Origin of the sequence: Tsukamurella strandjordii, assembly GCF_039525985.1 — a bacterium.
GTDB lineage: Bacteria > Actinomycetota > Actinomycetes > Mycobacteriales > Mycobacteriaceae > Tsukamurella > Tsukamurella strandjordii.
This window is the reverse complement of the sequence record NZ_BAAAII010000006.1, coordinates 313334-338648: the sequence shown is the minus strand read 5'-3', so window position 1 is coordinate 338648 and position 25315 is coordinate 313334. Positions and strand designations below refer to the sequence as shown.

The 25315-nt window shown below is 70.0% G+C and carries 23 protein-coding genes and 1 riboswitch; of the genes, 9 read left to right on the top strand and 14 right to left on the bottom strand.

What is annotated here, in order from left to right:
* Nucleotides 1-33: 33 nt before the first annotated feature.
* Nucleotides 34-921: a helix-turn-helix domain-containing protein gene (locus tag ABD108_RS12875; protein WP_343930490.1), complete on the top strand. Its 888-nt coding sequence runs from the start codon at nucleotides 34-36 to the stop codon at nucleotides 919-921.
* A gap of 3 nt (nucleotides 922-924) precedes the next feature.
* Here ABD108_RS12875 and ABD108_RS12870 read toward each other — a convergent pair whose 3' ends face one another.
* From ABD108_RS12870 to ABD108_RS12835, 8 genes are all read right to left on the bottom strand, one after another.
* Entirely contained in the window at nucleotides 925-1791 is an 867-nt protein-coding gene (locus tag ABD108_RS12870; protein ID WP_343930489.1) for a hypothetical protein, read from the bottom strand.
* Nucleotides 1792-1860: 69 nt separating this feature from the next.
* The gene (locus ABD108_RS12865) at nucleotides 1861-2937 is read right to left on the bottom strand and encodes an amidohydrolase family protein (protein ID WP_343930488.1); all 1077 of its coding nucleotides are present in this window, start codon (nucleotides 2935-2937) and stop codon (nucleotides 1861-1863) included.
* 23 nt (nucleotides 2938-2960) lie between these two features.
* Nucleotides 2961-4529, bottom strand: coding sequence for a signal recognition particle protein (gene ffh / locus ABD108_RS12860; RefSeq protein ID WP_220659331.1), 1569 nt, complete (start codon nucleotides 4527-4529; stop codon nucleotides 2961-2963).
* 19 nt (nucleotides 4530-4548) lie between these two features.
* Nucleotides 4549-7008 carry a [protein-PII] uridylyltransferase gene (locus tag ABD108_RS12855; protein WP_343930487.1) on the bottom strand — a complete coding sequence of 820 codons (2460 nt, stop codon included), beginning with the start codon at nucleotides 7006-7008 and terminating at the stop codon, nucleotides 4549-4551.
* A 15-nt stretch (nucleotides 7009-7023) separates the two neighbouring features.
* The gene (locus ABD108_RS12850) at nucleotides 7024-7362 is read right to left on the bottom strand and encodes a P-II family nitrogen regulator (RefSeq protein WP_220659333.1); all 339 of its coding nucleotides are present in this window, start codon (nucleotides 7360-7362) and stop codon (nucleotides 7024-7026) included.
* A 47-nt stretch (nucleotides 7363-7409) separates the two neighbouring features.
* Nucleotides 7410-8675: an ammonium transporter gene (locus tag ABD108_RS12845; RefSeq protein ID WP_343930646.1), complete on the bottom strand. Its 1266-nt coding sequence runs from the start codon at nucleotides 8673-8675 to the stop codon at nucleotides 7410-7412.
* A 211-nt stretch (nucleotides 8676-8886) separates the two neighbouring features.
* Nucleotides 8887-10314 carry a signal recognition particle-docking protein FtsY gene (ftsY, locus tag ABD108_RS12840; protein WP_343930486.1) on the bottom strand — a complete coding sequence of 476 codons (1428 nt, stop codon included), beginning with the start codon at nucleotides 10312-10314 and terminating at the stop codon, nucleotides 8887-8889.
* Between the two features lie 41 nt (nucleotides 10315-10355).
* On the bottom strand, nucleotides 10356-11597 hold the full coding sequence (locus ABD108_RS12835) for an FAD-dependent oxidoreductase (RefSeq protein ID WP_343930485.1): 1242 nt from the start codon (nucleotides 11595-11597) through the stop codon (nucleotides 10356-10358).
* A gap of 159 nt (nucleotides 11598-11756) precedes the next feature.
* Here ABD108_RS12835 and ABD108_RS12830 point away from each other — a divergent pair, with 159 nt between their 5' ends.
* The 8 genes from ABD108_RS12830 to ABD108_RS12795 all read left to right on the top strand — a co-directional run bounded on the left by ABD108_RS12830 (nucleotide 11757) and on the right by ABD108_RS12795 (nucleotide 19442).
* Nucleotides 11757-12353, top strand: a complete 597-nt coding sequence (locus ABD108_RS12830; protein ID WP_220659336.1) for a hypothetical protein — start codon at nucleotides 11757-11759, stop codon at nucleotides 12351-12353.
* On the top strand, nucleotides 12350-13327 hold the full coding sequence (locus ABD108_RS12825) for a hypothetical protein (protein ID WP_343930484.1): 978 nt from the start codon (nucleotides 12350-12352) through the stop codon (nucleotides 13325-13327). Before ABD108_RS12830 ends, ABD108_RS12825 begins: the two co-directional genes overlap by 4 nt.
* A complete protein-coding gene (locus ABD108_RS12820) occupies nucleotides 13324-14115 on the top strand; it encodes a hypothetical protein (RefSeq protein ID WP_343930483.1) in 792 nt (263 codons plus the stop codon). Before ABD108_RS12825 ends, ABD108_RS12820 begins: the two co-directional genes overlap by 4 nt.
* Nucleotides 14116-14155: 40 nt before the next feature.
* On the top strand, nucleotides 14156-15040 hold the full coding sequence (locus tag ABD108_RS12815) for a hypothetical protein (RefSeq protein ID WP_343930482.1): 885 nt from the start codon (nucleotides 14156-14158) through the stop codon (nucleotides 15038-15040).
* The gene (locus ABD108_RS12810) at nucleotides 15037-16518 is read left to right on the top strand and encodes an ABC transporter ATP-binding protein (RefSeq protein ID WP_343930481.1); all 1482 of its coding nucleotides are present in this window, start codon (nucleotides 15037-15039) and stop codon (nucleotides 16516-16518) included. The genes ABD108_RS12815 and ABD108_RS12810 overlap by 4 nt, the downstream gene beginning before the upstream one ends.
* A 51-nt stretch (nucleotides 16519-16569) precedes the next feature.
* A riboswitch (cobalamin riboswitch) is annotated at nucleotides 16570-16679 on the top strand.
* Nucleotides 16680-16721: 42 nt separating this feature from the next.
* The gene (locus ABD108_RS12805; RefSeq protein WP_343930480.1) at nucleotides 16722-17690 is read left to right on the top strand and encodes an ABC transporter substrate-binding protein; all 969 of its coding nucleotides are present in this window, start codon (nucleotides 16722-16724) and stop codon (nucleotides 17688-17690) included.
* Complete coding sequence (locus ABD108_RS12800; protein WP_343930479.1) at nucleotides 17687-18382, top strand: (2Fe-2S) ferredoxin domain-containing protein; 696 nt, start codon at nucleotides 17687-17689, stop codon at nucleotides 18380-18382. The genes ABD108_RS12805 and ABD108_RS12800 overlap by 4 nt, the downstream gene beginning before the upstream one ends.
* Before the next feature lie 40 nt (nucleotides 18383-18422).
* The gene (locus ABD108_RS12795) at nucleotides 18423-19442 is read left to right on the top strand and encodes an LLM class flavin-dependent oxidoreductase (protein ID WP_343930478.1); all 1020 of its coding nucleotides are present in this window, start codon (nucleotides 18423-18425) and stop codon (nucleotides 19440-19442) included.
* Nucleotides 19443-19454: 12 nt separating this feature from the next.
* On the opposite strand, the gene ABD108_RS12790 is transcribed toward ABD108_RS12795, so the two are convergent.
* From ABD108_RS12790 to gndA, 6 genes are all read right to left on the bottom strand, one after another.
* The gene (locus ABD108_RS12790; RefSeq protein ID WP_220659344.1) at nucleotides 19455-19817 is read right to left on the bottom strand and encodes a universal stress protein; all 363 of its coding nucleotides are present in this window, start codon (nucleotides 19815-19817) and stop codon (nucleotides 19455-19457) included.
* Nucleotides 19818-19819: 2 nt separating this feature from the next.
* The gene (locus tag ABD108_RS12785) at nucleotides 19820-21328 is read right to left on the bottom strand and encodes a tripartite tricarboxylate transporter permease (RefSeq protein ID WP_343930477.1); all 1509 of its coding nucleotides are present in this window, start codon (nucleotides 21326-21328) and stop codon (nucleotides 19820-19822) included.
* Between the two features lie 2 nt (nucleotides 21329-21330).
* Entirely contained in the window at nucleotides 21331-21843 is a 513-nt protein-coding gene (locus ABD108_RS12780; RefSeq protein WP_220659345.1) for a tripartite tricarboxylate transporter TctB family protein, read from the bottom strand.
* Nucleotides 21840-22886, bottom strand: a complete 1047-nt coding sequence (locus tag ABD108_RS12775) for a Bug family tripartite tricarboxylate transporter substrate binding protein (protein WP_343930476.1) — start codon at nucleotides 22884-22886, stop codon at nucleotides 21840-21842. The genes ABD108_RS12780 and ABD108_RS12775 overlap by 4 nt, the downstream gene beginning before the upstream one ends.
* 227 nt (nucleotides 22887-23113) lie before the next feature.
* Nucleotides 23114-23686 carry a GNAT family N-acetyltransferase gene (locus tag ABD108_RS12770; RefSeq protein ID WP_343930475.1) on the bottom strand — a complete coding sequence of 191 codons (573 nt, stop codon included), beginning with the start codon at nucleotides 23684-23686 and terminating at the stop codon, nucleotides 23114-23116.
* 9 nt (nucleotides 23687-23695) lie between these two features.
* The gene (gndA, locus tag ABD108_RS12765) at nucleotides 23696-25138 is read right to left on the bottom strand and encodes an NADP-dependent phosphogluconate dehydrogenase (protein ID WP_343930474.1); all 1443 of its coding nucleotides are present in this window, start codon (nucleotides 25136-25138) and stop codon (nucleotides 23696-23698) included.
* Between the last annotated feature and the right edge of the window lie 177 nt (nucleotides 25139-25315).

Below are 25315 nucleotides of genomic sequence, written 5' to 3'. Positions count from 1 at the left end.
TCTCCCCATAGTGGAGACCGCAGGCTGTATCCCGTGACCGAACACGACACCCTGTTCAGCATCGGCGACCTCGCCACCCGCACCGGACTGTCGGTCAAGACGATCCGGTTCTGGTCCGACGAGGGGCTGGTGCCGCCCACCACTCGCAGTGCCGCCGGATATCGGCGGTACGACGCGGAGGCGGTCGCGCGGCTCGAGCTGGTGCACACGTTGCGCTCGCTGGGGGTCGACGTGAAGACGGTGCGCGCCCTCCTCGACCGGCAGACCAGCCTGGCCGAGGTGGCGCTAGCCCATGCCCGAGCGCTCGATGCGGAGATCCGCACGCTCCGCGTGCGCCGCGCCGTGCTCCGTTCGGTCGCCACCAGGAACAGTTCGACCGAGGAGCTCAGAATCATGCACGAGATGGCCACCCTGTCCGCAGCCGAGCGGCAGCGGATCATCGATGACTTCGTCGACGAGACCTTCGCCGGCATCGCACCCGACGCCCCCGGCGCGCACATCGCCACCGGAATGCGGTCCCTGCCCGCCACGCTCCCGGACGATCCCACGCCCGCCCAGGTGGACGCGTGGATCGAGGTGGCCGCCCTGGTCGCCGATCCCGCGTTCCGGGCCCGCACCCGCGAGATGGCGGTGACCGGCGCGCAGGCCACCGAGGCCCCGGTGATGGTGGACCTGGAGGCGGCGCGCGAGGCGGTGGATTCCGGAGTCGATCCGGCGTCGGCCGCGGCGGGCGCCCTTCTGGACACGCTGGTGCCCGCCGGCACGGACCGGGGCGCGATGGCCGACCAGATGGTCACCTTCACCGATGCCCGGGTGGAGCGCTACTGGTCGCTATTGGCGGTGCTGAACGGCTGGCCGCAGCGCCCGGCCATGGTGCCGGTCGCCGAGTGGGTGATCGCGGCGCTGCGCGCGCACGCGTGATCGCTAGGGCACGGCCACGGTGATCGGCACCGTCCGGACCTGCCCGTCGACCTGGAACTGGACGAACATCCGGTAGTTCCCGGAGGCGCCGAACATGGCGTCGACCTCGACGGTGGGACCGCCGGTGCCGGTCGCGGGTCCGCCGACGGGGTGCAGGTGCGACAGTGCCAGATCGCCCTCGTGGATCGCCGTGACGTGCGCGAAGCTCTGCAGGTACGGCTGGAGCGCGGTCTCCGGGGAACCGTTGCGGGAGATGGCGATCGAGAGCCGGGATTCGGTGCCCACTGCGGGAGTGCCCGAGACGGTCACGCCGAACTCGCCCGCGGTGGCGGAGGCCGCGGCGGGAGGCAGCGGCGCCTTGGCGTCCTTGCCGATGCCGGCCACGGCGACCGGGTTCGAGAGGATGATCGGGCCGTCCTTCTCGGCGGCACGCGGGATCACCTGCACGTACACGCGGTAGGAGCCGGGAAGCGGCGCGGCGACCGGAGCGGTCCACGACCCGTCTCCCGAGGCCGTGGGGTGCACGTGCTGGAAGCCGGTGAGGTCGTCCCGCACCAGGTACAGGTGCATCGGCTCGGTCTGCTCGTCGACGACGTCGGTGACCGGTTTCCCGTCGGGGCCCGTGATGGTGAACGAGATGCCGCCGGACTGCCCGGGGTCCTTGGCGGCCAGCGTGTAGCCGTTGCGCGTGGCCGACAGGCTGTCGGCGCCCATGCCGGGCATCCCGGCATGGTCCGACGAAGCGCTCGTGGCTGAGCCGTGGCCGGCGTGCTGGCCACCCTGCCCCCCGTTGTCGGTGCCGCAGCCGGCGATCGCGAGCACGGCCGCAGCGGCGAGCGCGGTGGAGGTGAGGATCCGGGAGGTACGCATACTGTCCACCTTCGTGGTCGGTGCCGATGACACCGACCACGATACCCCCTAGGGGTATGTCGTCAAGGCCTAGAGTTCCGCGAGTTGCCCGCGCACCAGCACCGCCACCGGGGCGGGTAGGGCGCCCTGGGCCAGCGCGATCCGCGGGTCGTCCGCGTAGATCACCAGATCGGCGGGGGCACCTTCCTCGATCGAGGCGAAGCCGAGCCACTGCCGCGCGCGCCACGACGCCGCCGCGATCGCCTCCTCCGGCGGCATCACCGCGGCGAGCGCCGCGATCTCCCGGGGAAGGGCCCCGTGCACGTTGAAGCCGCCGGCATCGGTCCCCGCGTACATCGCGATCCCGGCCTCCCAGGCGGCTCGGAAGGTGGCCTCGCGACGGTCGTGCAGGGCCGTCATATGCCGGTGGTAGGTGGGGAACTTCTGCTGCGCCGGGGCGGCGATGGAGGGGAAGTTCTCGATCTGGATCATGGTGGGCACCAAGCCGATCCCCTTCTCCACCATCACCGCGATGGTGTCGTCGGTGAGCCCGGAACCGTGTTCGATCGCGTCCACCCCGGCGGCCAGCAGACCGGGCAACGCGTCCTCACCGAAGACATGTGCGGTGATCCGCGCTCCCGCCTCGTGCGCCACCCGCACGGCCTCGGCGAGCACGTCATCGGGCCACAGCGGCGCGAGGTCGCCCACGGACCGGTCGATCCAGTCCCCCACCAGCTTGATCCACGCATGCCCTTCAGCGGCCCGCCGCCGCACCGCGTCCACGAGCTGCGACGGATCGTCGAGCTGCTCCCCCAGGCCGCGGGTGTACCGCTTCACCAGGGCGATGTGCCGCCCCATCCGGACGAACCGCGGCAGTCCCGGCCTCCCATCGAGCGGCGAGGTGTCCAGGTCCGATCCCGGCTCACGGATCACGGTGACGCCCACCCGGACGTCCTCGAGCGCGAGGGCGCGGCCCTGCACCAGGTCCGGCTCCCCCTCGGAGACGATGCCCACGTGGCAGTGCGCGTCCACGTAGCCCGGGATCGCCCAGCCGGTGAGCCGGGCATCGGCGGGCGCGCGGTCACGGGTGATCGCGCCGTCGCTCACCCAGAACTCGTCGCGTTCCCCGCCCGGAAGGGTGAAGCCCGAGAAGTGCACACTGCTCATTCTCGGCACAGTAGCTCAGCGGATCACCGCTTCTTGCGGAGTTGCTCCTCCAGCGCGGCCATATCGATGCCCTCCAGGCCCGGAGGCAACTGGTCGAGCCCCTTGGGCATGCTCGACAGGTCCATTCCGGCGGGCATGCCCGGCATTCCCGGCATCCCGGGGAAGCCGCCGCGCATCTTCGGCTGCGTGGGGCCCTGCCGCTTGGCCTTCTTGCCCTGCTTGCCCTTCTGCTTGCGCTTGGGGATCCGCTTGGGGCCGCCACCGAAGCCCGCCATCTGCGACATCATCTTGCGGGCCTCGAAAAACCGGTCCACCAGCTGATTGACGTCGGAGACCGCAACGCCCGAGCCCTTGGCGATGCGCAGGCGGCGGGAGGCGTTGATGATCTTGGGATCGTTGCGCTCGGCCGGGGTCATACCGCGGATGATGGCCTGGATGCGGTCGAGCTGGCTGTCGTCGACCGCGGCCAGCGCGTCCTTCATCTGGCCGGCGCCCGGCAGCATGCCCAGCAGGTTGCCGATCGGACCCATCTTGCGGATCATCAGCATCTGGTCGAGGAAGTCCTCCAGCGTCAGCTCACCCGAGGTGATCTTGGCCGCCGCCTCCTCGGCCTTCTGCTGGTCCATGACCTGCTCGGCCTGCTCGATCAGGGTGAGCACATCGCCCATGCCGAGAATCCGCGAGCTCATCCGGTCGGGATGGAAGACATCGAAGTCGTCCAGCTTCTCGCCGGTGGACGCGAACATGATCGGCTTACCGGTGATCTCACGGACCGACAGCGCGGCGCCACCGCGGGCGTCACCGTCGAGCTTGGTGAGCACCACACCGGTGAAGTCGACGCCGTCGGCGAAGGCCTGCGCCGTGGTCACGGCGTCCTGGCCGATCATGGCGTCGAGGACGAAGAGCACCTCATCGGGGTCGACGGCGTCGCGGATCGCCCGGGCCTGGCCCATTAGCTCCTCGTCGATGCCGAGGCGGCCGGCGGTGTCGACGATCACCACGTCGTGCTGCTTGGCCTTCGCCTCGGCGATGCCGCCGCGGGCCACCTCGACGGGGTCGGCGGCGCTCACGCCGAGCGTGCCCTCGCCGCCGACGGAGGTGCCGGGGTGCGGCGCGTAGGTGGGCACTCCGGCGCGCTCACCGACGATCTTGAGCTGATCGACGGCGCCGGGACGCTGCAGGTCGCAGGCCACGAGCATGGGCGTGTGGCCCTGCTTCTTGAGGTGATGCGCCAGCTTGCCGGCGAGGGTGGTCTTACCGGCACCCTGCAGGCCCGCGAGCATGATCACCGTGGGCGGGGTCTTCGCCAGGTTCAGCCTGCGGGTCTCGCCGCCGAGGATGCCGACGAGCTCCTCGTTGACGATCTTGACGATCTGCTGCGCGGGGTTGAGCGCGGCCGAGACCTCGTGGCCCTTGGCGCGCTCCTTGACGCGGGCGACGAAGGCGCGCACCACGGGCAGCGCGACATCGGCCTCGAGCAGGGCGAGCCGGATCTCCCGCGCGGTGGCGTCGATGTCCGCGTCGGTGAGCCGGCCCTTGCCGCGCAGTCCGGAGAGTGCGCCGCCAAGCCGATCGGAGAGGGATTCGAACATTGCTCCAGCTTATCGGAGGCTAGGGCCGTCCCGCGTCCTCCGGTGGAGTGGGCGGCGCGGCCTCGGGCAGAACAGCCGTCACGGCGGCCTCCGCACGAGCCCGGAACGCGGTCTCGTCGCCGGCCGCATCGAGACAGAAGACGTCGCTGACGGTGGCACCGAGGGTCGCGGCGCGGGCCCACCGGATGTCCACCCCGGCGTCCTCCAGCGCCGCCGCGATCCGCGCCAGCAGGCCGGGCGTGTCTCCCGCACGCACCTCGAGCACGGCGGTCCCGGGCGCACCGTCGAACCAGCGCAGGTGCGGCGGCGCGGCCACCCGGAGCGGTGGAGCGGCCTCGTCACCATCCGCGGGCGCGGTTGCCGACCGCTCGCGCTCGCGGAGCTCGGAGAGCACATCGGCACCGTCGAGCGCGGCGAGCAGTCGCTGCCGGACGATGGCGGGGTCGGGCGGATCACCGAAGGTCGGCACCACCACGAAGGTGTTGACGGCGCTGTCGCCGATGCCGGTCACGGTGGCGCTCTGCACCCGCAGCCCCGCGAGCGCCAGGACCGCGGCCATCCGGGCGAGCACACCCGGTCGGTCGGGCCCGATCACGGTGGCGGTGAAGGTGTGCGGCCCCAGTGCAGGGGCGGGCTCGATCCGCACGTGGGTTCCGCCGTCGGCCGCGAGCGCGGCGATCTCGGAAGCCACGGGCTCGGGCGCCGGCGGGGTGTCGCCGTCGAGCGCGCGGGTCGTGCGCCGCACCAGCTCCCCGATGAGCCCGGCCTTCCAGTCGCCCCAGACGCCGGGGCCGGTGGCCAGGGAGTCGGCCTCGGCGAGCGCGTGCAGCAGTTCGAGTAGCACCGGATCGTTGCCGATCCGCTCGGCGACGAACTCGATCGTGGCGGGGTCGTCGAGATCGCGCCGAGTGGCGGTGGCCGGGAGCAGCAGGTGATGCCGCACCATGCCCTCGAGCACCGCGGTGTCGGCGTCGTCGAGGCCCATTCGCGCGGCGATGGCGATGGCGATCTCGGCACCGATCACGCTGTGGTCGCCACCGCGACCCTTGCCCAGGTCGTGCAGCAGCGCGCCCAGGACCAGCAGGTCGGGTCGCGCCACGCGGGTGGCGAGGTTCGCGGCGTAGGCGGCGGCCTCCATGAGGTGCCGGTCCACGGTCCAGGTGTGCACCGCGTCGCGCGGTGGCAGATCGCGGACGGCGCCCCACTCGGGGAGCAGCCGCCCCCACAGGCCGGTGCGGTCGAGCGCCTCGATCACCGGAACGGCGTTGCGGCCCGCACCGAGCAGGGCGAGGAAGTCGGCGACGGTCTCCGCCGGCCACGGGCTGCGCGGCGCGGGCGCCACGTCGGCGAGCCGGCGCAGGGTCGAGGCGGAGATCGGCAGGGCCGCGGCGGCGGCCGCGGCGGCGACGCGGACGGTGAGCCCCTGGTCGCGTTCGGGGCGGGCGTCGCGGGCGAGCGCGACCTCACCGGCGTGGGCCACGACACCGTCGGCGAGCGGCCGGCGCACGGGCGCGCGGCGCAACCGCGAGACACCGCGGCGCGGCAGCGCATTGGTCGCGGTGCGCAGCCCGGTGTCCACGGCGAAAGCCACGGTGCGGCCACTGTCGCTGATGATCCGGGCCAGGTCGAAGCGGTCGCCCAGGCGCAGGGCGGCGGCGATCTCGTCGGCGTCCTGGGCACGCAGCTGGTCCCGGGCGCGACCGGAGATCCGGTGCAGTTCGGTGCGCACGTCGAGCAGTCGCTCGTAGGCCTGTGCGAGTTCGTTGCCCGACCGTCCGTGGCCGGAGCCCGACGGGGTCGGGATGCCGTCGGTGAGCTGGGCGAGCGAGAGCGCCTGCAGCAGTTGCACATCGCGCATGCCGCCGCGGCCGCTCTTGAGGTCCGGTTCGGCGCGGTGGGCGATCTCACCGGAGCGGCGCCACCGTTCGCGCGCCTGGGTCGAGGTCTCGTCGAGCCTGGACCGGATATCGGCGCGCCATTGCCGGCGCACGCCGCTGATCAGCAGATTGGTGATCTCCTCATCGCCCACGATGTGCCGGGCATCGAGCAGGCCGAGGGCGGCGGAGAGGTCCGAGGCGGCCACCTGCACGGCCTGCGGCACGGTGCGCACGCTGTGATCGAGTTTGATGTGGGCGTCCCACAGCGGGTACCAGATGCTCTCCGCTGCGGCCGTGACGATGTCCGGATCGACGCCGTTATCGTGGACGAGCAGGAGGTCGAAGTCGCTGTACGGCAGCAGTTCCCGGCGGCCGAGTCCGCCCACGGCGACCAGCGCCAGACCGCTGTCGGGGCCGATTCCCGCGGCGGCGCCGTTGGTGGCGAGCCAGACCTCGGCGAGGTCGGCCATGGAGGCTCTCAGGGTGGCCGGGTCGATCCGGTGCGGGCCGGAGGCCCTGTCCAGGAGGCGGTTCCGGGCGGCGACCAGTTCGGTCGCCGCACCGGAGCGTCCCGGCTCGTTGGTCTCGCGCGGAGCCGCCACCCGTCTTCCTCCGGCCTAGATGGCGTCGGCGCCGCGCTCGCCCGTGCGCACGCGCACCACGGACTCGACGGGCGTGACCCACACCTTGCCGTCGCCGATCTTGCCCGTGCGGGCACCGTCGACGATCACCTGGACGACGGAGTCGACCACGGCGTCGTCGACGACGACCTCGATGCGGACCTTCGGGACGAAGTCCACGGAGTACTCGGCGCCGCGGTACACCTCGGTGTGCCCCTTCTGGCGGCCGTAGCCCTGCACCTCACTGACGGTCATGCCGAGGATTCCGGCCTGTTCCAGTCCGGCCTTCACATCCTCGAGCGTGAACGGCTTGACGATCGCGGTGACCAGCTTCATGAATGATCCTTACTCAGTCGGTGGTAGTCAGCTTATGTGCCGGGCGCTCAGACCAGGTCGTACGCGGTCTCGGCGTGCTCGGAGTTGTCGATGCCGTCGGCCTCGGACTCCTTGTCGATCCGCCAGCCCAGGGGCTTGAGCGCGAAGGCGATGGCCACGGTGAGCACCGCGGTGAAGGCCATCGCAACCACGGCGATCACCACCTGGACCACCAGCTGCTTGTAGTCGCCGCCGTAGAACAGGCCGGTGTCCTTGGCGATGAAGCCCAGCGAGACGGTGCCGATCAGGCCTGCCACGAGGTGCACGCCCACCACGTCGAGCGAGTCGTCGAAGCCGAACTTGGTCTTGAGTGCCACGCCGTACGCAGCCGCCACACCGGCGACGATGCCCAGGCCGATGGCGCCGATCGGGCTGATGTTGGCGCAGGCGGGAGTCACTGCCACGAGGCCTGCGACCACGCCCGACGCGGCGCCCACCGAGGTGGCGTGGCCGTCGCGGAACTTCTCCACCGCGAGCCAGCCGAGCATCGCAGCCGCGGTGGCGGCCGTCGTGTTCACCCAGGCCAGGCCGGCGGTCATGTTGGCGGTACCCGCCGAACCGGCGTTGAAGCCGAACCAGCCGAACCACAGCAGCGCGGCGCCGAGCATGACGAAGGGGATGTTGTGCGGGCGGTAGGAGTGCTTGCCGAAGCCGAGGCGCTTGCCCACGATGATGGCGAGGATGAGGCCCGCGATACCGGCGTTGATGTGCACCACGGTGCCACCGGCGAAGTCGATCGGTGCGACGTTGGCCGCACCGTCGGTGGTGCCGAACATCGCGGCCGCGATGCTGCCCTCCTTACCGGAGAGCAGGCCGCCGCCCCACACCATGTGCGCCAGCGGCAGGTACACGATGGTGGTCCAGATGGCGGTGAACAGCAGCCAGGTGCCGAACTTCACGCGCTCGGCGAGTGCACCGGAGATCAGTGCCACGGTGATCACGGCGAAGGTCAGCTGGAAGCCCGCGAAGACGATGGCCGGCAGGCCGCTGCCCGCTGCGCTGAGCACGTATTGCGTCTCACCCGCGACCTCCTTGGTCTGGGTCAGCTGGTCGAGACCGAAGTACTTGAAGGGGTTGTCGAAGAGGCCGAGGTAGTTGCCCTCGCCGGAGAACGACGTGGAGTAGCCCCACAGCACGTAGATGACGGAGACCACGCCGAGCGAGCCGACGGACATCATCATCATGTTGAGCACGGACTTCTGGCGGGACAGGCCGCCGTAGAAGAACGCCAGCGCGGGCGTCATGAGCAGCACGAGCGCGGCGGACATCAGCATCCACGCGGTGGTGCCGGTGTCGACTTTCCCGAAGAGTTCGTCGGGGACAGAAGCCAAGAGCACGGGTGAAACCTCCTCGCGAGCGCCCTTGCGGCGCAGGTGAGAAAAGCTTCTGCCCCGGCGGTTTCCCCGTGGTCGCGCTGATGTTGCCCTCGTGTAACCGGTCCGGGCGAACTTCGGCCCTCCGGTTACGGGGGTGTTACCCGCGCCGCTATCCGAGCAGCGCGTCCACGAAGGCGCCGGGCTCGAAGGGTGCGAGGTCGTCGGCGCCCTCGCCCAGGCCGACGAGCTTCACCGGCACACCGAGTTCGTGCTGCACGGCGTAGACGATGCCGCCCTTGGCGGTGCCGTCGAGCTTGGTGAGCACCACACCGGTGATGTCGACGACCTCGGCGAACACCTTGGCCTGCGAGAGCCCGTTCTGCCCGATGGTGGCGTCCAGCACCAGGAGGACTTCGTCGACCTCGGCCTTCTTCTCGACGACCCGCTTGACCTTGTCCAGTTCGTCCATGAGGCCGGTCTTGGTGTGCAGCCGGCCCGCAGTATCGATGAGCACCACGTCCACACCCTCGGCGGTGCCGCGGGCGACGGCGTCGAAGGCCACCGCGGCGGGGTCGGCGCCCTCCTTGCCGCGGACCACCTCGGCGCCGACGCGCTCGGCCCAGGTCTGGAGCTGGTCGGCGGCGGCGGCGCGGAAGGTGTCGGCGGCGCCCAGCAGCACGCGACGGCCATCGGCCACGAGCACGCGCGCCAGCTTGCCGGTGGTGGTGGTCTTGCCGGTGCCGTTCACGCCCACCACCAGCAGCACCGACGGTGCGCCGGCGTGCGGCAGCGCCTTGATGCTGCGGTCGTACTCGGGGTGGGCCTCGTCGATGAGGACCTTGCGGAGCAGTGCGCGGGCCTCGGCGGCGTTCGCGACGCCGTTGGTGGCCACCTGGCGGCGCAGTTCCTCGACCACCTTCAGCGTGGTGGGGGTGCCGAGGTCGGCCATGAGCAGCGTGTCCTCGATCTCCTCCCACGAGTCCTCGTCGAGATCGCCACCGCCGAGCAGGCCGAGCAGCGATGCGCCGACGGTCGACTGCGAGCGGGCCAGGCGGCCCTTGAGCCGGTCGAGTCGCCCTTCGGTGGGGGCGATCTCGTCGAGCTGCTTGAGCGGCGCTTCACCCTGTGCGGCGCGCTCGTCTTCGAGCTCCTCGATCTCGGTGGGTGCCTGCGGTGCCACGTTCGCGATATCGGGCTCGACGTCCTCGGCGACGGCGCGACGGGCCTCCGCCTGCGCCCGCTCCTCCTCGGCGCGACGCTGTTCCTCGGTCTCCGCGAGGTCCGCGAGCGTCACCTCGGGCTCCGGGGCCTCCGGCTCGGTGTCCACGGGCACGGGCGCCGCGGTCGCCTCGGGGGCCGGCTTCGGCTCCACCTTCGGCGTGGCCGGGACCGGTTCCTTCGCACGCGTGCCCTCGCTGAAGTTGAATCCGCCGCCCGCCTGATAGCCGCCGGACTTGTCCAGGCTCTTCGGCTCGGTGGTGTCGTCCTTCAGAGAGACCTGACGCCGCTTGTTGAGGTAGTAGCCGGTCGCCAGTGCGATCAGCACCAGCACAACGGCGACGACGGCGATCAGGATCGCGATGGTCGAAGTAGTCACCCCACGACTCTAGTCAACGCCGTGACGGCGCTGATCGGCGCTCATGCGGACGCCCGGCGTGCCCACTCGGGTGCGTGTTCGGGCAGTGGTCCGATGGCCACTCCACGCGCGGTCAGGCCCCGGAGCACGGGGAATCGACGCAGGACTCGGATGGGCAGAGGCATCCTGTTTCCCGTCCCGACGGTGCCGGGTGCGGCGAGAGCCGGCGCGAGCACCGCCCGGTGCACGACGCGCTGAACCCCTTGAACCAGCGCAGTGGGGAGCCACCGCCGGATCTGGACGCGCCGCAGTAGTCCGACCGGAACGGGGCCTCCCTCGCCCAGGGTGGGCCCGAGGATCCGGGCGGCCGCGACTGCATCGGCGACGGCGAGGTTGATTCCCACGCCACCGACGGGCGACATGGCGTGGGCGGCGTCGCCGATGAGGAGCAGTCCCTCGGCGTACCAGCGGCGCGCGCGATTGAGTTCCACGTTGAGCAGCTTCACCTCCTCGAGCGATCCGAGGGTGGCGATGCGGTCGGCGGCCCACGGCGCGAGCCCGACCACCTCGCGCCGGAAGCGGTCGAGTCCGCCTTCGCGGAGCGCGATATCGCCGCCCTTGGGGATCACGTAGGCGCACTGCCAGTACTCCCCTCGATCGATTGTGACGGCGAATCGCCCAGCGCTCATGCGGCCGAACACCCCGTCGGGGTCGCCATCGCGGCGGGGCAGCCGGAACCAGAGAACGTCCATCGGTACCCCGAACCGGCGCGGGACGATTCCCGCGGCCGCGCGCACCGCGGAGTCGCGGCCGTCGCAGGCGACGGTGAGCGCGGCCCGCACCTCGTGCTCGGCTCCGGTCCGCCGATCGCGATATCGCACGCCGCCGATCGCCTCCCCCTCTCGGATCAGGTCGATCACCTCGGCGTCACGCACCAGGGTGAAGCTCGGTTCAGCGGCAGCGGCGTCGGCGAGCAGGTCCAGCAGGTCCCACTGTGGAACGAACGCGATGTGCTTGTGCTGCCCCGGAAGTCGGCGGAAGTCGGCGACCACCGCTTCGCCGGCGTCGAGCTGCACCGTCATCTGCTCGACCAGACGGTGCGGCACAGCGGCGAAGCGCGCGCCCAGACCGAGCTCGTCGAGCAGCCGCAGGGTCGAGGCGTGCACGGTGTCACCGCGGAAGTCGCGCAGGAAGTCGCTGTGCTTCTCCAGCACGGTGACGCGCGCACCGGCACGGGCGAGCAGCAGGCCGAGCACCATTCCGGCGGGGCCGCCGCCCACGATGAGACACCCATTTTTCATCATGTGTTGAAATCTACGTCCGCCGAGCGCAGCGGGCAAGCCCCGACGAAACGCAGATCACACCTTCGGATTCGTGGTGAGCCGAATTATTCGCCGTCCGTAATACCGGGGCTACCGTCACGTCCACCGGGTCATTCACTCCACCGAAAGCGAGATCGACTCATGCGCAACACCCTTCCCCGCCGCGCGTTCATCGCGGGCCTGTCGCTCGCCGCGGCGGCGGCCTCCACCGTGGTCGCGACCCCCGCCGCCCACGCGGACACCCTCAAGGGCACCTTCTCGATCGGCTCCGGGTCGTACTTCCGGATGATCCTGCCGAGCGGCTCGCAGTCCGGGCCCTTCCTCGCCAACGGCAACTCGTCCAGCTCGGACAAGACGCTCACGCCGCTCTCCGGAACGTTGACCTCGGGTTCGTACCAGTCGCAGGTGACGGGCGCGCGAACCTTCTTCGGTTCGGACTTCGTGACCTCGACCAAGGCCACCGATCCGCAGACCGGTTCGGCCACGTCGGTGCCGACCATCACCCGGAACGGATCGTCGCTGTCCGGTGATCTGTCGGCCTTCGGTGTCGCGTGGAACGGCCAGGTCTTCAACCAGGGCGCCCCGAAGCCGGGCGGCGGTTTCCCCGGCAAGACCAGCGCGGTGACCGGTTCGATCAACGGGAACACCTACACCCTGCAGTGGACCAGCCAGATCGTGGGCGGACCGTTCAACAACTTCACCGGCCTGTGGCACCTCACAGGCACCTACAACGGGTGACCGCTGCGCCCGAGGCGTCCGGCGCCCTGCTCGCGGGCGTGCCGCGGCTACGAGCCGTGGCCCCACCCCGCACGGCGGCGACGGCACCGCCGCGGCGGTGGCCGGCGGTGGTACTCCTCGTGATCGGCATCGGCCTCGCGGCCTCGGCGATCGCCGGAGGCCTGCCGAAGACCACGGTCGGCGCGACGAAGATGCTGGACGCGTTCGGGCCGCAGTTGACCAGTGAATCCCTCGCGCGACTGAACGGTGACGTCGATTCCGTCGCGCGATTCGGGGCTGCGGCCCGGGCGGAGGCCGCGTCCGGGCGCCTGGCCACGGCCCCGCGCACCGCGGAGTTCGCCCGCCGCTCCCCCGCGATCGAGTCCAATGCCCGCAATCTCCTGGTGTCGGCGACCGCGGCTCGCGGCGATGTCGATCGGCTGGGGTCGATCCGCGGACTCGGTACAGTCCCGCAGCTGCTCCTGCTCGTCGGAATCGGGCTCGCGATCTCCGGCGCGGTGCTCCTGCGGTCGGGGGCGGATTCCTCGCGCAGGTGGGCGGCGGCCGCCGCATTGCTCGGCGCTGTCTTCCTGCTGATCCACCCGTTCGCCTCCGGACTGGCGACCAACGCCGCATCGGCCCAGCGGGTGATCGACCGATTCGCGCCGATCATGACGCAGGAGCAGGTGGTCACCCTGCAACAGGACTTCCTGACCCTGGTGGGCGCGGTCGGCGAGATCGATCGCGGCACCGCGGTGCGCCGCACACCCGAGATCCGTGCATTCACGGCCTCGTGGCAGACGGTGTCCTCCGACCTGGCGACGCTCACCGGAGCGATCAACGACAACCTCCCCGACTACCAACGACTCGCGCGAACCAACCGGCTCGTCCCGGTTCCGGGCGGCACCTTCGCCCTGCTCCCGTGGGCGGAACTCGCACTCGGGATCGCCGCCACGGCATCCGTTCTCGCGCTCCGACGAAAGGTTCATCCATGACGGCACGCAGGGCACTCGCCCTCGCCCTCGTCACGCTCGCGGCGGGCGGTGCGGTCGCGTGCGGCTCGGCGTCGAGCGACGCACCACAGGAGGCACCCGAGCAGCTGGTCGGTCTGTTCCGGTTCACCCCGGGCGGCTTCGCGGACGGTAAGCCCACGGGTACCTACTTCAAGATGGCGATCGTCGGCGGCACCGCGCAGGGCCCGTTCGTCTCGAACGCCAACTCGCCCATCGCCGGCGGCGAGGTGACCGCACTCTCCCCTGGGGCCGCAGGCGGGCTGCGCACGGGCGCCTACCAATCGGAGGCGAAACCCGGCTTCCGCAATGGTGATTCGATATCGGGTTCCGTGATCACGCCCACCAAGTTCTTCGATGTGCTGTTCGGAATCTCCACCAACGCGGTCGATCCGCAGACCAGGGCCGCACTGCCCGCACCCTCGGTCACCCGGACCGGCACCGCGCTCTCCGCCGATGTCGCGGCCTGGGCGGCATCGTGGAACAACCAGGAGTTCAACCAGGGCGCTCCGAAACCGGTGCCGCAGACCGACGCCACCGCCGCCGGACAGGAGAACGTGGCCAAGGCGTGGGACGTGGTCTCGCAGCGGTGGCTGGCCCAGCCCGCCGCGGCGAAGTCGACCGGCCCATCGGCCACCGGCACCTTCGATCCCGCCACCCGGCGCTTCACCCTCGACTGGACCAGTCACATCCAGGGCGGACCGTTCAACGACTTCACCGGCGTCTGGCACCTGGAGGGCGTCTTCGAACCCGGACCCCCACCCACCCGGTGACCTGCCTCCTCTCCCGATCGATCCGACGAAAGAGCCACGCATGTATCGCCTTCCGCGCACTCTCGGCCTCGCGATCGCGGCCACCCTGGCCGTGACCGTCCCCGTCGGCACCGCCGCCGCGGCGCCGACTGCACCGCCCGCCCCGGCGCCCTCGGCCCCCTCGCCGAGTACCGCACCGGCGGGGTCGAGCGCCTCGGCCCCGGCGGCCGTGGCCGGCGTGGTCCCGGGCGTGAACCCGGCCGATATCCAGTGCCCGCTGGGGTGGCCCAAGCCGAAGGAGAAGGGCGGCCTCGCGTCGCTGATCCTGCTGGCACCCGCCGCCGGAGCCTTCACCGATGAGGCCTTCGCCGCGGGACAGGCGTACGACCCGATCCTCAGCTTGTTCGGGCCCTTCCTGGCAGCGCTCGCCCCGGAGATCACCAAGGCGCAGCCCGCGCTGGCGGGTCCGGTCGGAGCCCTCAACGGTGCCGAGCAAGCGGTCTACGACGCGATCAAGCCCTGGTACGCCCAGTACCGCCCCAAGGTGATCGACGCGCTGACCAAGGCGGGCAACGATCTCGCGCCGGTCCTGCAGGAGATGGTCGCCACCCCGCTCGGCGCCTGCTTCGTGGCCTGGGAGGCGCAGGTGCTCACGGGATTGCAGACCGGCCGGTGGTCCCCGATCGTCTTCAGCGGCCTGGGTGAACTGGCCGAACTCGCCCGCAGCGGCAAGGGCGGCGGCCCTGTCACCGGTTCCCCGACAGATCCGAAGAGTGGTCCGAAGAACGACCCGAAGGCGGCACCGACGACCAGTGCCCGGCCGTCCGGACCGTCATCGTCCGTGGCGAAGCCGCCGGCCGCCGCGCCGACCACCGGGTCCGTCGCCGCGGTCAAGCCCTCGCCGCGACCCGTTCCCGCGCCGGTCGTCGTCGCGAAGCCGCGGTGATCGAGCTCCGGGACGTCACGGTTCGCTACGGCCCGACGGTGGCGGTCGAGGGCCTCAGCTTCACGGCCCCGTCGGGCGCGGTCACCGGGCTGATCGGCCCGAACGGCGCCGGCAAATCCACCACGCTGCGGCTCATCGCCGGGCTGGAGATCCCGACCTCGGGGACCGTCACCATCGACGGCACGCCTTACCACGAACTCCCCAACCCGGGCACCACGATCGGGGTGCTGCTGGATGCGGAGTGGGCGGCACCGTCGCGATCGGCGCGCGATCACCTGCTGTGGCTGGCGGCGGCGATGGGACTGCCCGCTGCGCGGGTCGATGCGGCGCTGGAGCTGGTGGGGTTGCAGGAGGTCGCCCAGCAGTCGGTGGGGTCGTACTCACTGGGCATGCGGCAGCGTCTCGCGATCGCCGGTGCGGTTCTCGGTGATCCGGGCACCGTAGTGCTCGACGAGCCGGTCAACGGACTCGACCCGGAGGCCATCGCGTGGATCAGGCACACCCTGCGGCGGTTGGCCGACGAGGGGCGCACGGTGCTGTTGTCCTCGCACCTGCTCGCCGAGCTGGAGCAGACCGCGGATCGGGTGGTGGCCCTGCGCGACGGTGCGGTCGTCGCCGACGCCCCGCTCCCCGAACTGGTTCCGGCCGCCCGGTCCGGCAGGTCCGGGCTCGAGGAGGTGTACTTCCGGCTGACGGGCGACGACGACGCCCCGCCCATGACGGATGTCGCGAACGGGACAACTGATTCGGTGATCCCACGGCCGGCGCTGCGCCGCGCGGTCTCGGCCGAGGCGCGAAAGGCGCGCACGTCGGCGGGATACCGCGCGGTGCTCGGCGGCACGGTGGCGGTGAGCATCGCGGTCGCGATCGTGGTGGGCGTGTTCGCATCCGCGTTCCACGGCGCCACGGTGACCACGGCGGCGTACGGGTTCGGTCTGGTGGGCGGCGCGCTGCTCGCGGTCTCGGGTGTGCTGCTCGTGGGGCTGGACCGCGACCACGGCACGCTCGCATTGACCCGCGTCCTGATCCCCGGCCGCTCGTTGGTCTACACCGCGAAGGCCGTGGTCGCCGGCTCCGGGGGCGCGGTTACGGGCCTGGCGTCCGCCGCGGTGGCGGCGGTGATCGGCGCGGTCGCGGGACTGCCCGCGCCGGCGGGCGAGGTCGTTCGCTTGGTGGTAGCGGCACCCGTCGCGGGTGCGCTGCTGAGCATCCTGGGCCTGGCGGTCGGGTACCTCGCATCGTCGACCACCGCCGGCGTGGGCGCGGTCCTGGGCTGGTGGTTCCTGGTGGAGGCGATCGCGGTTCCGGCGCTCCCCTTCGGCCGGGCGGTGCTGGCATGGCTTCCGGCGACGAACGCCCAGTTCGCCACGATCGGCGTCCCCGCGAACACGGTCTCCTGGTCGCCCTGGGTCTCGCTGGCGGTGCTCGCCGCCTGGGTGGCGGCGCTGTCGATCGCCGCGTGGGCCACCCGGCGGTAGCCCCCTGTCGCCGTTCCCCGTGGATGCCACGGGAGCGGAACTGCGCCTGATAGCGTCACGATCCGAGTCGGCTGCGGGAATCCGGTGGGAATCCGGGACTGGCGCGCAACGGTGTGAGGCACTGCCTCGAGTCCGATACCGCCCGGCTCGCGATGTCCATCGCCGCTCCCGCGCACGGGGTGGCCGACGAAACGAGTCGAACCATGCGCTCCGCGCTTCCCGCCCTCATCGCCTCCAGTGCCGTGCTCGCCGGGTGCGGCGCCGGCGCACCGTCGGCCGGCCCCAGCACGCAGACCTCCGGGAACTTCCCCGTGACGGTCACGACGTGCGATGTCCCCTCGGAGGTCAAGGCCGCGCCGCAGCGGATCGTGACCATGAACCAGGGCGCTACCGAGGTGGCGCTGGCGCTGGGCGTCGCGAGCCGGATGGCGGGCACCGGTTACCTCGACGACGCGGTGGCCCCGCGGTACCAGGCCGACTACGCGACCGTTCCCGTGCTGGCCCCGAAGTACCCCACGCAGGAGAAGGTCCTGTCGGTGAACCCGGACCTGATCTACGCGTCCTATGCCTCGGCGTTCACGGACAAGGCCGGAGGGGAACGCGCGAAGTGGGCGGGTCGCGGCATTCCCACCGTGCTCGCCCCGGCGGGCTGCCAGAAGAAGCCCGAGCGCGCCACCTGGGACCTGATCTGGGACGAGTTCGCCGCAGCCGGAAAGGCCTTCGGCGCCGAGGAGGCGGCCGCGAAACTCACCGCCGACCAGAAGACGGAGCTGAACGGCGACGCACTCAAAGGTGCGGCCCGGGGCCAGCGGATCCTGTGGTGGGACTCCAAGACCGATATCCCGTTCGTCGGTGCGGGCAAGGGCTCGCCGCAGCTGCTGATCGAATCGGTCGGCGGGGTGAACGTCTTCGCGGACCGGCCCGGTAACTGGGCCGATGTGTCGATGGAGAACGTGATCGGCTCGAATCCGGACGTGATCGTGGTGGCCGATTCCACCAGCAGTCCCGCGCAGTCCCGCATCGACTTCGCCCGCACGGATCCGGCGATGAGTCAGTTGCGGGCCGTGCGGGAGAACAGGTTCGTGGTGATCCCGTTCTCGGAGACCACCTCCGGCGTCCGGTTGCTCGACGGGGCACGCCGGATCGCCGACGGCATCAAGGGACTGCCGTGACCACGGTCCTCGTTGGCATGTCGGCGGGTATCGATCCGGACGAGCTGACGGCGCTCGCCCTGCGCTCGGGTGCCGAGCCGGCCTTCCTCCAGGTGCACGATCCCGCGCTGGTCGATGTGCTCAGCCGGGCCGCCGACGGCGGTGCCCCCGAACTGCTGCTGATCGGGACCGGCTGGGCCGAACCGGGACCCAAGCGTTCATGGCTGCGCCGGGTGGCCGCGCACTGGTTGCGGGAGCGGCTCGCGCTCAGCGCCGCGGCCCCGACGGTGCGCCTCGCCCCGACACTGCTCTCCGCGCCCGATCCGGCCCTCCTCGCCGCCGCGATCACCGCCGGTGGCGCTCCGATGGCCGCAGATGCGGTGCCGCTGGAATCGGCCGCGTGGGAGGACGTGCCGCGCCACCGGCACCAGGTACTCGTGTGCCGCGGGCCGCGGTGTTCGGCGCGGGGTGCGTCCGGCCTCTCCGGCGCGCTGAGCGATGAGCTCCGGCGGCACGACCTGGGCGACGACGATGTTCTGGTCACGGTGACGGGGTGCCAGTTCCCGTGCAATCACGCGCCGGTGATCACGGTGCAACCCGACGACGCCTGGTACGGCGGGGTGAGCGTCGACGATGTGCCGCGGCTGGTCGCGGAGCACCTGCTGGAGGGCGGGCGCCTGGTGGGCCGGCAGCTTCCCCGCACCCGGTCCTGATCCAGGAATAATCGGACCGCAGTCCGGAGTTGAGGGGGCTATGAAGAAGATCGGATTCCTCTCGTTCGGACACTGGAGCGACGCGCCGGGGTCACGGACCCGCAGCGCATCGGACGTCTTGCACCAGTCGATCGATCTGGCGGTGGCGGCGGAGGAGGTGGGCGCCGACGGCGCCTACTTCCGCGTGCACCATTTCGCTCAGCAGCTCGGATCGCCCTTCCCGCTCCTCGCCGCCGTGGGCGCGAGGACCTCGCGGATCGAGATCGGCACGGGCGTGATCGACATGCGTTACGAGAATCCGCTGTACATGGCGGAGGACGCGGGCGCTGCTGATCTGATCGCCGGTGAGCGACTGCAGCTCGGGGTGAGCCGGGGATCGCCCGAGCAGGTGATCGACGGCTGGCGCTACTTCGGCTACGAGCCCGGCGAGGGCGAGACCGATGCCGATATGGGACGCTCGCACACCGAACTGTTCCTCAAGGTGCTCGAGGGCCAGGGTTTCGCGCAACCGAGCCCTCGGCCGATGTTCCCGAATCCGCCGGGCCTGCTGCGGGTGGAGCCGCACTCCCCTACGCTGCGCGACCGGATCTGGTGGGGCGCGGCATCGGACGCGACCGCCGAGTGGACGGCGAAGCAGGGCATGAACCTCATGAGCTCCACGCTGAAGACCGACGAGTCGGGCGAGCCCTTCCACGTCCAGCAGGCCACGCAGATCTGCAAGTTCCGCGAGGCCTGGACGGAGGCCGGACACGACCGTGAGCCGCGGGTCTCGGTGAGCCGCAGCATCATGCCGATCATCGACGACGAGAGCCGCGCCTACTTCGGTCACGAGGGCCGAGGAAGTGATCAGTTCGGCACCATCGACTCGTTCCGTGCGGTGTTCGGCCGCACCTACGCCGCCGAACCGGATCAGCTGATCGAGCAGTTGCGGGAGGACGAGGGCATCGCCGCCGCCGACACGCTGTTGGTGACGGTGCCGAATCAGCTGGGAGTGGAGTACAACACGAAGCTCCTGGAGTCCTTGGTCAAGGACGTGGCCCCGGCCCTCGGCTGGCGCTGACTCGACTGCCGCCTAGCCCTGATTCACCTTCACCGCGAGAACAGGGCAGGTCGCATCGAGCAGGATCCGCTGCGCGGAGGAACCGAACAGCAGCTTGCCGGTCGGGGTGCGGTGCTTGATACCGATGATGAGCACGGAGGCGTCCAGCTCCGTCCCGGCGTCGACGAGTCCGCCCACCGGATCGCGATCGAGTTCCTTCGGGTGCCGGAAGGTGACCGCGAGGCCCCGCTCGGCCGCATTCGCGATATCCGGCTCGTCCCCGTCCAGGATGAAGATCACGATCTCCTCCCTGCCGCGACGTTCCGACTCCGCGTAGGCCGCTTGGAGGGCCGCCGCGCTCTCCGGGGTCGTCGAGTGGGCGACGAGAATCGTCATGTTCAGACATCCTTTCCGGTACGGAAGGTGACGACTTGGCGGGCCTTGAGCAGGAGCACCAGGAGCAACAAGCTGTAGAGGCCGACCGAGATGGGCGAGGACACGAACACCGAGTAGTTCCCGTTCGACGAGAGCAGAGCATCACGGGCGCTGGTCTCGGCGAGCGGCCCGAGCACCATGCCGATCAACAGGGGCGCGATCGGCACGTCGTAGCGCTTGAAGGTGAAGGCCAACAGCCCGATACCGAGGAACATCACCAGATCGAAGGTCGTCGGCGAGGTCGCATAGATCCCGAGTCCGCAGAAGACGATGATGCTGCCGTACAAGTAGGGCGCGGGAATCAGCAGCAGCTTCGCCCATAGCTGGGCGAACGGCAGATTGATGATCAACAGCACGACCATGGCGATGAAGAAGCTCGCGAGAAGCGCCCACACCAGGTCCGGCGAATTGTCGAACAGCAACGGCCCGGGCTGAAGCCCGTACTGCCGGAAGGCTGCGAGCATGATGGCGGCGGTCGCGGAGACCGGCAGGCCCAGTGAGAGGAGCGCCCCCATCGCCATGCCTGTTGTCGAGTTTCCCGCGGCCTCCGGCGCTGCGAGCCCTCGGGGTGCCCCCTTTCCGAACATCGGGACCTTCCGTCGCCTGTCCAGACGGCGCTCCACGTCGTAGGCCAGGAAGGTCGGGACCTCCGATCCGCCCACGGGAATGACACCGAAGGGCAGCCCGATGGCGGTGCCGCGGCCCCACGCGGGCATCGCCTCCTTGAACTCGGAGCGGGAGAGCCACGCACGCCCGGCCTTGGCGCCCAGCGCCTTCGGAGCGGGATCGCGGCGGAATCGTCCTGCCACGATGATGATCTCACCGAGCGCCAGCATGCCGACGGCGACGATGACCAGCGAAATCCCGTCGAACAGGTTCGCGGAGCCGAACGTGAATCGCTCGGTCCCGGAGATCTGATCTATCCCGACGGTGGCCAGCATCAGCCCCATCACCAGGGATGCGAGTCCCTTGATCACGGATTCGGAAACGACCGAGGAGATCGCACCGAAGGCGAGCAGGGCGAGGGCGAAATACTCGGCTGGACCGAACTTCGTCGAGACATCCGCCATGAACGGGGCGAGAAGGACCACCAGGAAGGATGCGACCATGCCGCCGATGAAGGCACCGATCGCGGCGATCGCGAGCGCTTGCGGTGCTCTTCCCGTTTTCGCCATCTGATGACCTTCGAAGGTCGAGGCGATCGCCGAGGCCTGACCGGGAGTATTCATCAGGATGGCCATCGTCGAATCTCCGAAGAGGCCGCCGAAGTAGATGCCGGAGAACAGGATGAAGGCCGCGGTGGGATTGAGCGCGAAGGTCATCGGCAGAAGAAGCGCGACAGCCATTGACGAGCCCAGGCCCGGCAGAACGCCCACGGCGGTCCCGATCAGGCAGCCGATGACGACCCACATGAGGTTCGCAGGCGACAGGGCACCCGCGAATCCGTCGAGTAGCAGTCCGAATTGATCCATGTCTACAGGCCCCCCAAGATCCCGGACGGAAGCGGGACGTCCAACAGGACGCCGAAGATGAGGAAGACGAGACTGGAGAGCAGCAGGGCGGCGGAGACATCGACCAGGGGTCGCTTGCTGTCGAACGCTCTCGTCACGCACCAGAAGAGCAGGGCGGCCGCGAGAATCCAGCCGAGGATCTCGAGCAGGACCGCGAAGGCCAGCAGCCCACCGATGAGCCAGCCCGCAGCAGCCCAATCGGTGTACGTCCGGAACTTCTTCTCGGCCCGCGCGAGCTCATCGGGATGACGGATGAAGCTCACCGCGAGAGCCGCGGCGAGTGCATACCCCGCGAGTGCGAGCAGCCACGGGAAGAAGGTCGGTCCGGGCTTATCCTTGGCCTGGACGTCCATGGTGAGAATGCCGATAACGACGAGTGTGCTCGCAGCGGCGAGGATCGCCGGCACGACGAGCGCGGAACGTCCGCTCGGGGTGCGCGCCGTCGCAAGGCTCGCCCCTTCGTCCTCCATGGTCATTTGCCCAGCTCCTCGTACAGTCCGGCGACGACGCGATCCTCGTCGGCGATGAAGGTCGCGAGTTCGGGCCCGTCGAGCCAGGACCGCGTCCACTTGTTCCTGCGCTCGGCCTCCGCCCAGTCCTCCGTCCGCAAGACCTCCGCGAAGACGTCCCGGATGTTCTTGACATCATTGGAGGAGATTCCCGGTGGCGCGAAGATCGCACGCCAGTTCGCCAGCGTGACTTCGTATCCCAATTGGCGGAGCGTCGGAAGATCGACCCCGCTGATCGGATCCTTGGCTGCCATCGCGAGCCCGCGCAGCCGTCCTGTTTGAATCTGGTCCACCAGGTCGGCGTAGCCGGAGAACGCGGCCTTGGCGGTACCGGTCACCAGCGCCTGTGCCACCTCACCGCCGCCGGCCTTCGGTATGTACGTCGTAGCCTTCGGCGAAATTCCTGCAGCCCTGGCAAACTGGGCCATGACCAGCTGGTCGAAACTTCCGCCGCCGGTGAACGGGAGCGATTGCGGGTTACTCTTCCACGCTGCAACCAGGTCGTCGACGGTCTTGTACGGGGAGTTCGCGGGCACCACGAGCACGTCGTATTCTTCGAAGATCCGCGCGATCGGGGTGACATCGGAAACCTTCACCGCCGATTTGGTCTGCTGGACGCCGGCTACGAGTCCGGTACCGCCGACCATCGCGACATCAGCGCGCCCCGGCATGGAGTGGAGCCGAGACAGCCCGATCGTCCCTGCGGCTCCCGGAACGTTGATCACTTGAATGTTCGTGGCGATCTTCTCTTTTCGCATGATCGCCTGCGATTCGCGCATGACGAGGTCCCAACCGCCGCCGGCGCCCGCGGGAGCGATGAGCGTTGCTTTGTTGCGAATGTCAGCGGTAAGGCCACCTCGTTGAAAGGAGTAGTAGACGGCCGCGGAGACCACGACGACCACGACGAGCAGGTAGACCGCCCAGGCAAACGCCTTTCGCTGTCCTGGTGGACCTTTCGAGCGCCCCGACTCGTCCACAGCCTCCGCCACGATCTCGCCCTCCTCGACCACATGATGAGAACACCCGATGAGGACGCCAGCTTAACGCCGAGTTAACGCGATCCGAGGCGAATGCAAAACTTCAACAAATAGCAAGGTTTTCGAATCTCAAGTTGTTGCGACAATTGTTGCACCGCAGCCGGTTCGGACAGTGGTCGTCGCCCCGGCACAACGTGCTGATGAGGGTGCGGAATCATCCGGAGCACCGAGTGCACGGCGACGCGGTCGAGATCCTCTGATCAGACGAGGGAGAACCTCATCAGGACGCGGGTGAAGCCGTTCAGCACCGAGGTGGTATCGGTGACGTACTCGAATCCGGCGCGCTCGAACATCGCTCGCGTTCCGACGTACGCCATCGTGAGGTCGACCTTCGCGCCGCGGTTGTCCACGGGATAGGCCTCGACCACACGTGCCCCGTTGTCCCGGGCGAAGGCCAGCGCACCGTCGACCAGGTGGTGGCTGATGCCCTGCTTGCGGTGACCGGGGCGCACCCGGATGCACCACAGGGACCACGGGTCGAGGTCGTCGACGTGTGGGATCTTCCGGTTGGTCGCGAAGCTGGTGTCCGAGCGCGGGTGGATCGCCGCCCAGCCCACCGGCTCCTCGCCGTCGTACGCCAGCACGCCGGGCGGCGGGGTCTCGGCGCACAGGCCGCGCACCCGGTCGGCGCGGGCGGGGCCGCGCAGCTCCTGGTTCTCCTTGGAGCCGATGCGGTAGCTCAGGCAGAAGCACACGTTCGAGGTGTCCTTCTTCGGACCGACCACCGCCCGGACATCGTCGAAGACGGTGGCCGGGCGGACGTCGATGGGCATCGGTGCGCCCTAGTCGGTCTGGACCTCGCTGCGGTCGCCGGACCACAGGGTGTGGAAGGTGCCGGCCTTGTCGACGCGCTTGTAGGTGTGCGCGCCGAAGAAGTCGCGCTGGCCCTGCACCAGGGCGGCGGGCAGCCGGTCCACGTTGAGCGAGTCGAAGTAGCTCAACGCGGTGGCGAAGCCGGGGATGGGCACGCCCGCCTGGGTCGCGGTGATCACCACGCGGCGCCACGCGGCCTCGCCGTCGCGGATGGCCTGCGCGAAGTACGGTGCTTCGAGAAGCGTGGCGAGGTCGGGGTTCTCGGCGTAGGCGTCGGCGAGCACGTTGAGGAACTGGGCGCGGATGATGCAGCCGCCGCGCCAGATCTTGGCGACGGCACCCTTATCGATGTTCCAGTCGTACTTCTCGGCGCCGGCGATGATCGCGTCGAAGCCCTGGGCGTAGGCCACGATCTTCGAGGCGTAGAGCGCCTTGGCCACGTCGTCGACGAAGGAGTCGTCGACCGCCGGGGCTTCGGGACGGGCGATGCCGAGCGCACGGACCGCGTCACGCTGGCCCCGCTTGGAGGAGACGGCGCGGCCGAACACGGCCTCGGCGACTCCGCCCACGGGCACGCCCAGGTCGAGGGCGGTCTGCACGGTCCAGACGCCGGTGCCCTTGCTGCCGGCCTGGTCGACGACGATATCGACGAAGGGCTTGCCGGTCTCGGCGTCGACGTGCTTGAGGATCTCGGTGGTGATCTCGATGAGGTAGCTGTTAAGCGGCCCCTCGTTCCACTTCTTGAAGATGTCCGAGATGGCGGAGGGCGAGTGGCCGGCCACGTTGCGCAGCAGGTCGTAGGCCTCGCCGATGAGCTCCATATCGGCGTACTCGATGCCGTTGTGGATCATCTTGACGAAGTGGCCGGCGCCGTCGGTGCCGACGTGCGTCACGCAGGCCTCGCCCTCGGCGACGGCGGCGATCGAGGCGAGGATCGGGCCCAGGGTCTCGTACGACTGGGCCGTGCCGCCGGGCATGATCGACGGTCCCTTGAGCGCACCCTCCTCGCCACCGGAGATGCCGGCGCCCACGAAGTGGATGCCGGTCGGCGAGATGCGCGCCTCGCGGGCGATGGTGTCATGGAAGTTGGCGTTGCCACCGTCGACGATGATGTCGCCCGGCTCGAACCGCTCGGCCAGCTGGTCGATCACGGCATCGGTGCCGGCACCCGCCTGCACCATGATGATCGCGGTGCGGGGCTTGGCGAGGCTGGCGACGAAATCGTCGATCGACTCGCTGGCGACGAAGTTCGCCTCGGGATGGTTGGCAGTCACCTCACGCGTCTTCTCCGGCGACCGGTTGTAGATGGCCACGGTGTTGCCCTCGCGGGAGGCCAGGTTGCGGGCCAGGTTCGAGCCCATCACCGCCATCCCCACCACACCGATGTTCGCCTGGGCGTCGTTGCTGGTCATAACTGGTTCGTACCCTCTCGTCGTGGCCCGTCGCCGTTCCGCTCCTACGCTACTCCGGGGTCCTCACGGTGAGCACCGGTACGGGTGCGTCGAGCAGGACGCGCTGCACGGCGCTTCCCACCCCTCAAGGGACTGACCACCTTGGTGATCGGGCTATCGGTGGCCCTCGTCGGCACC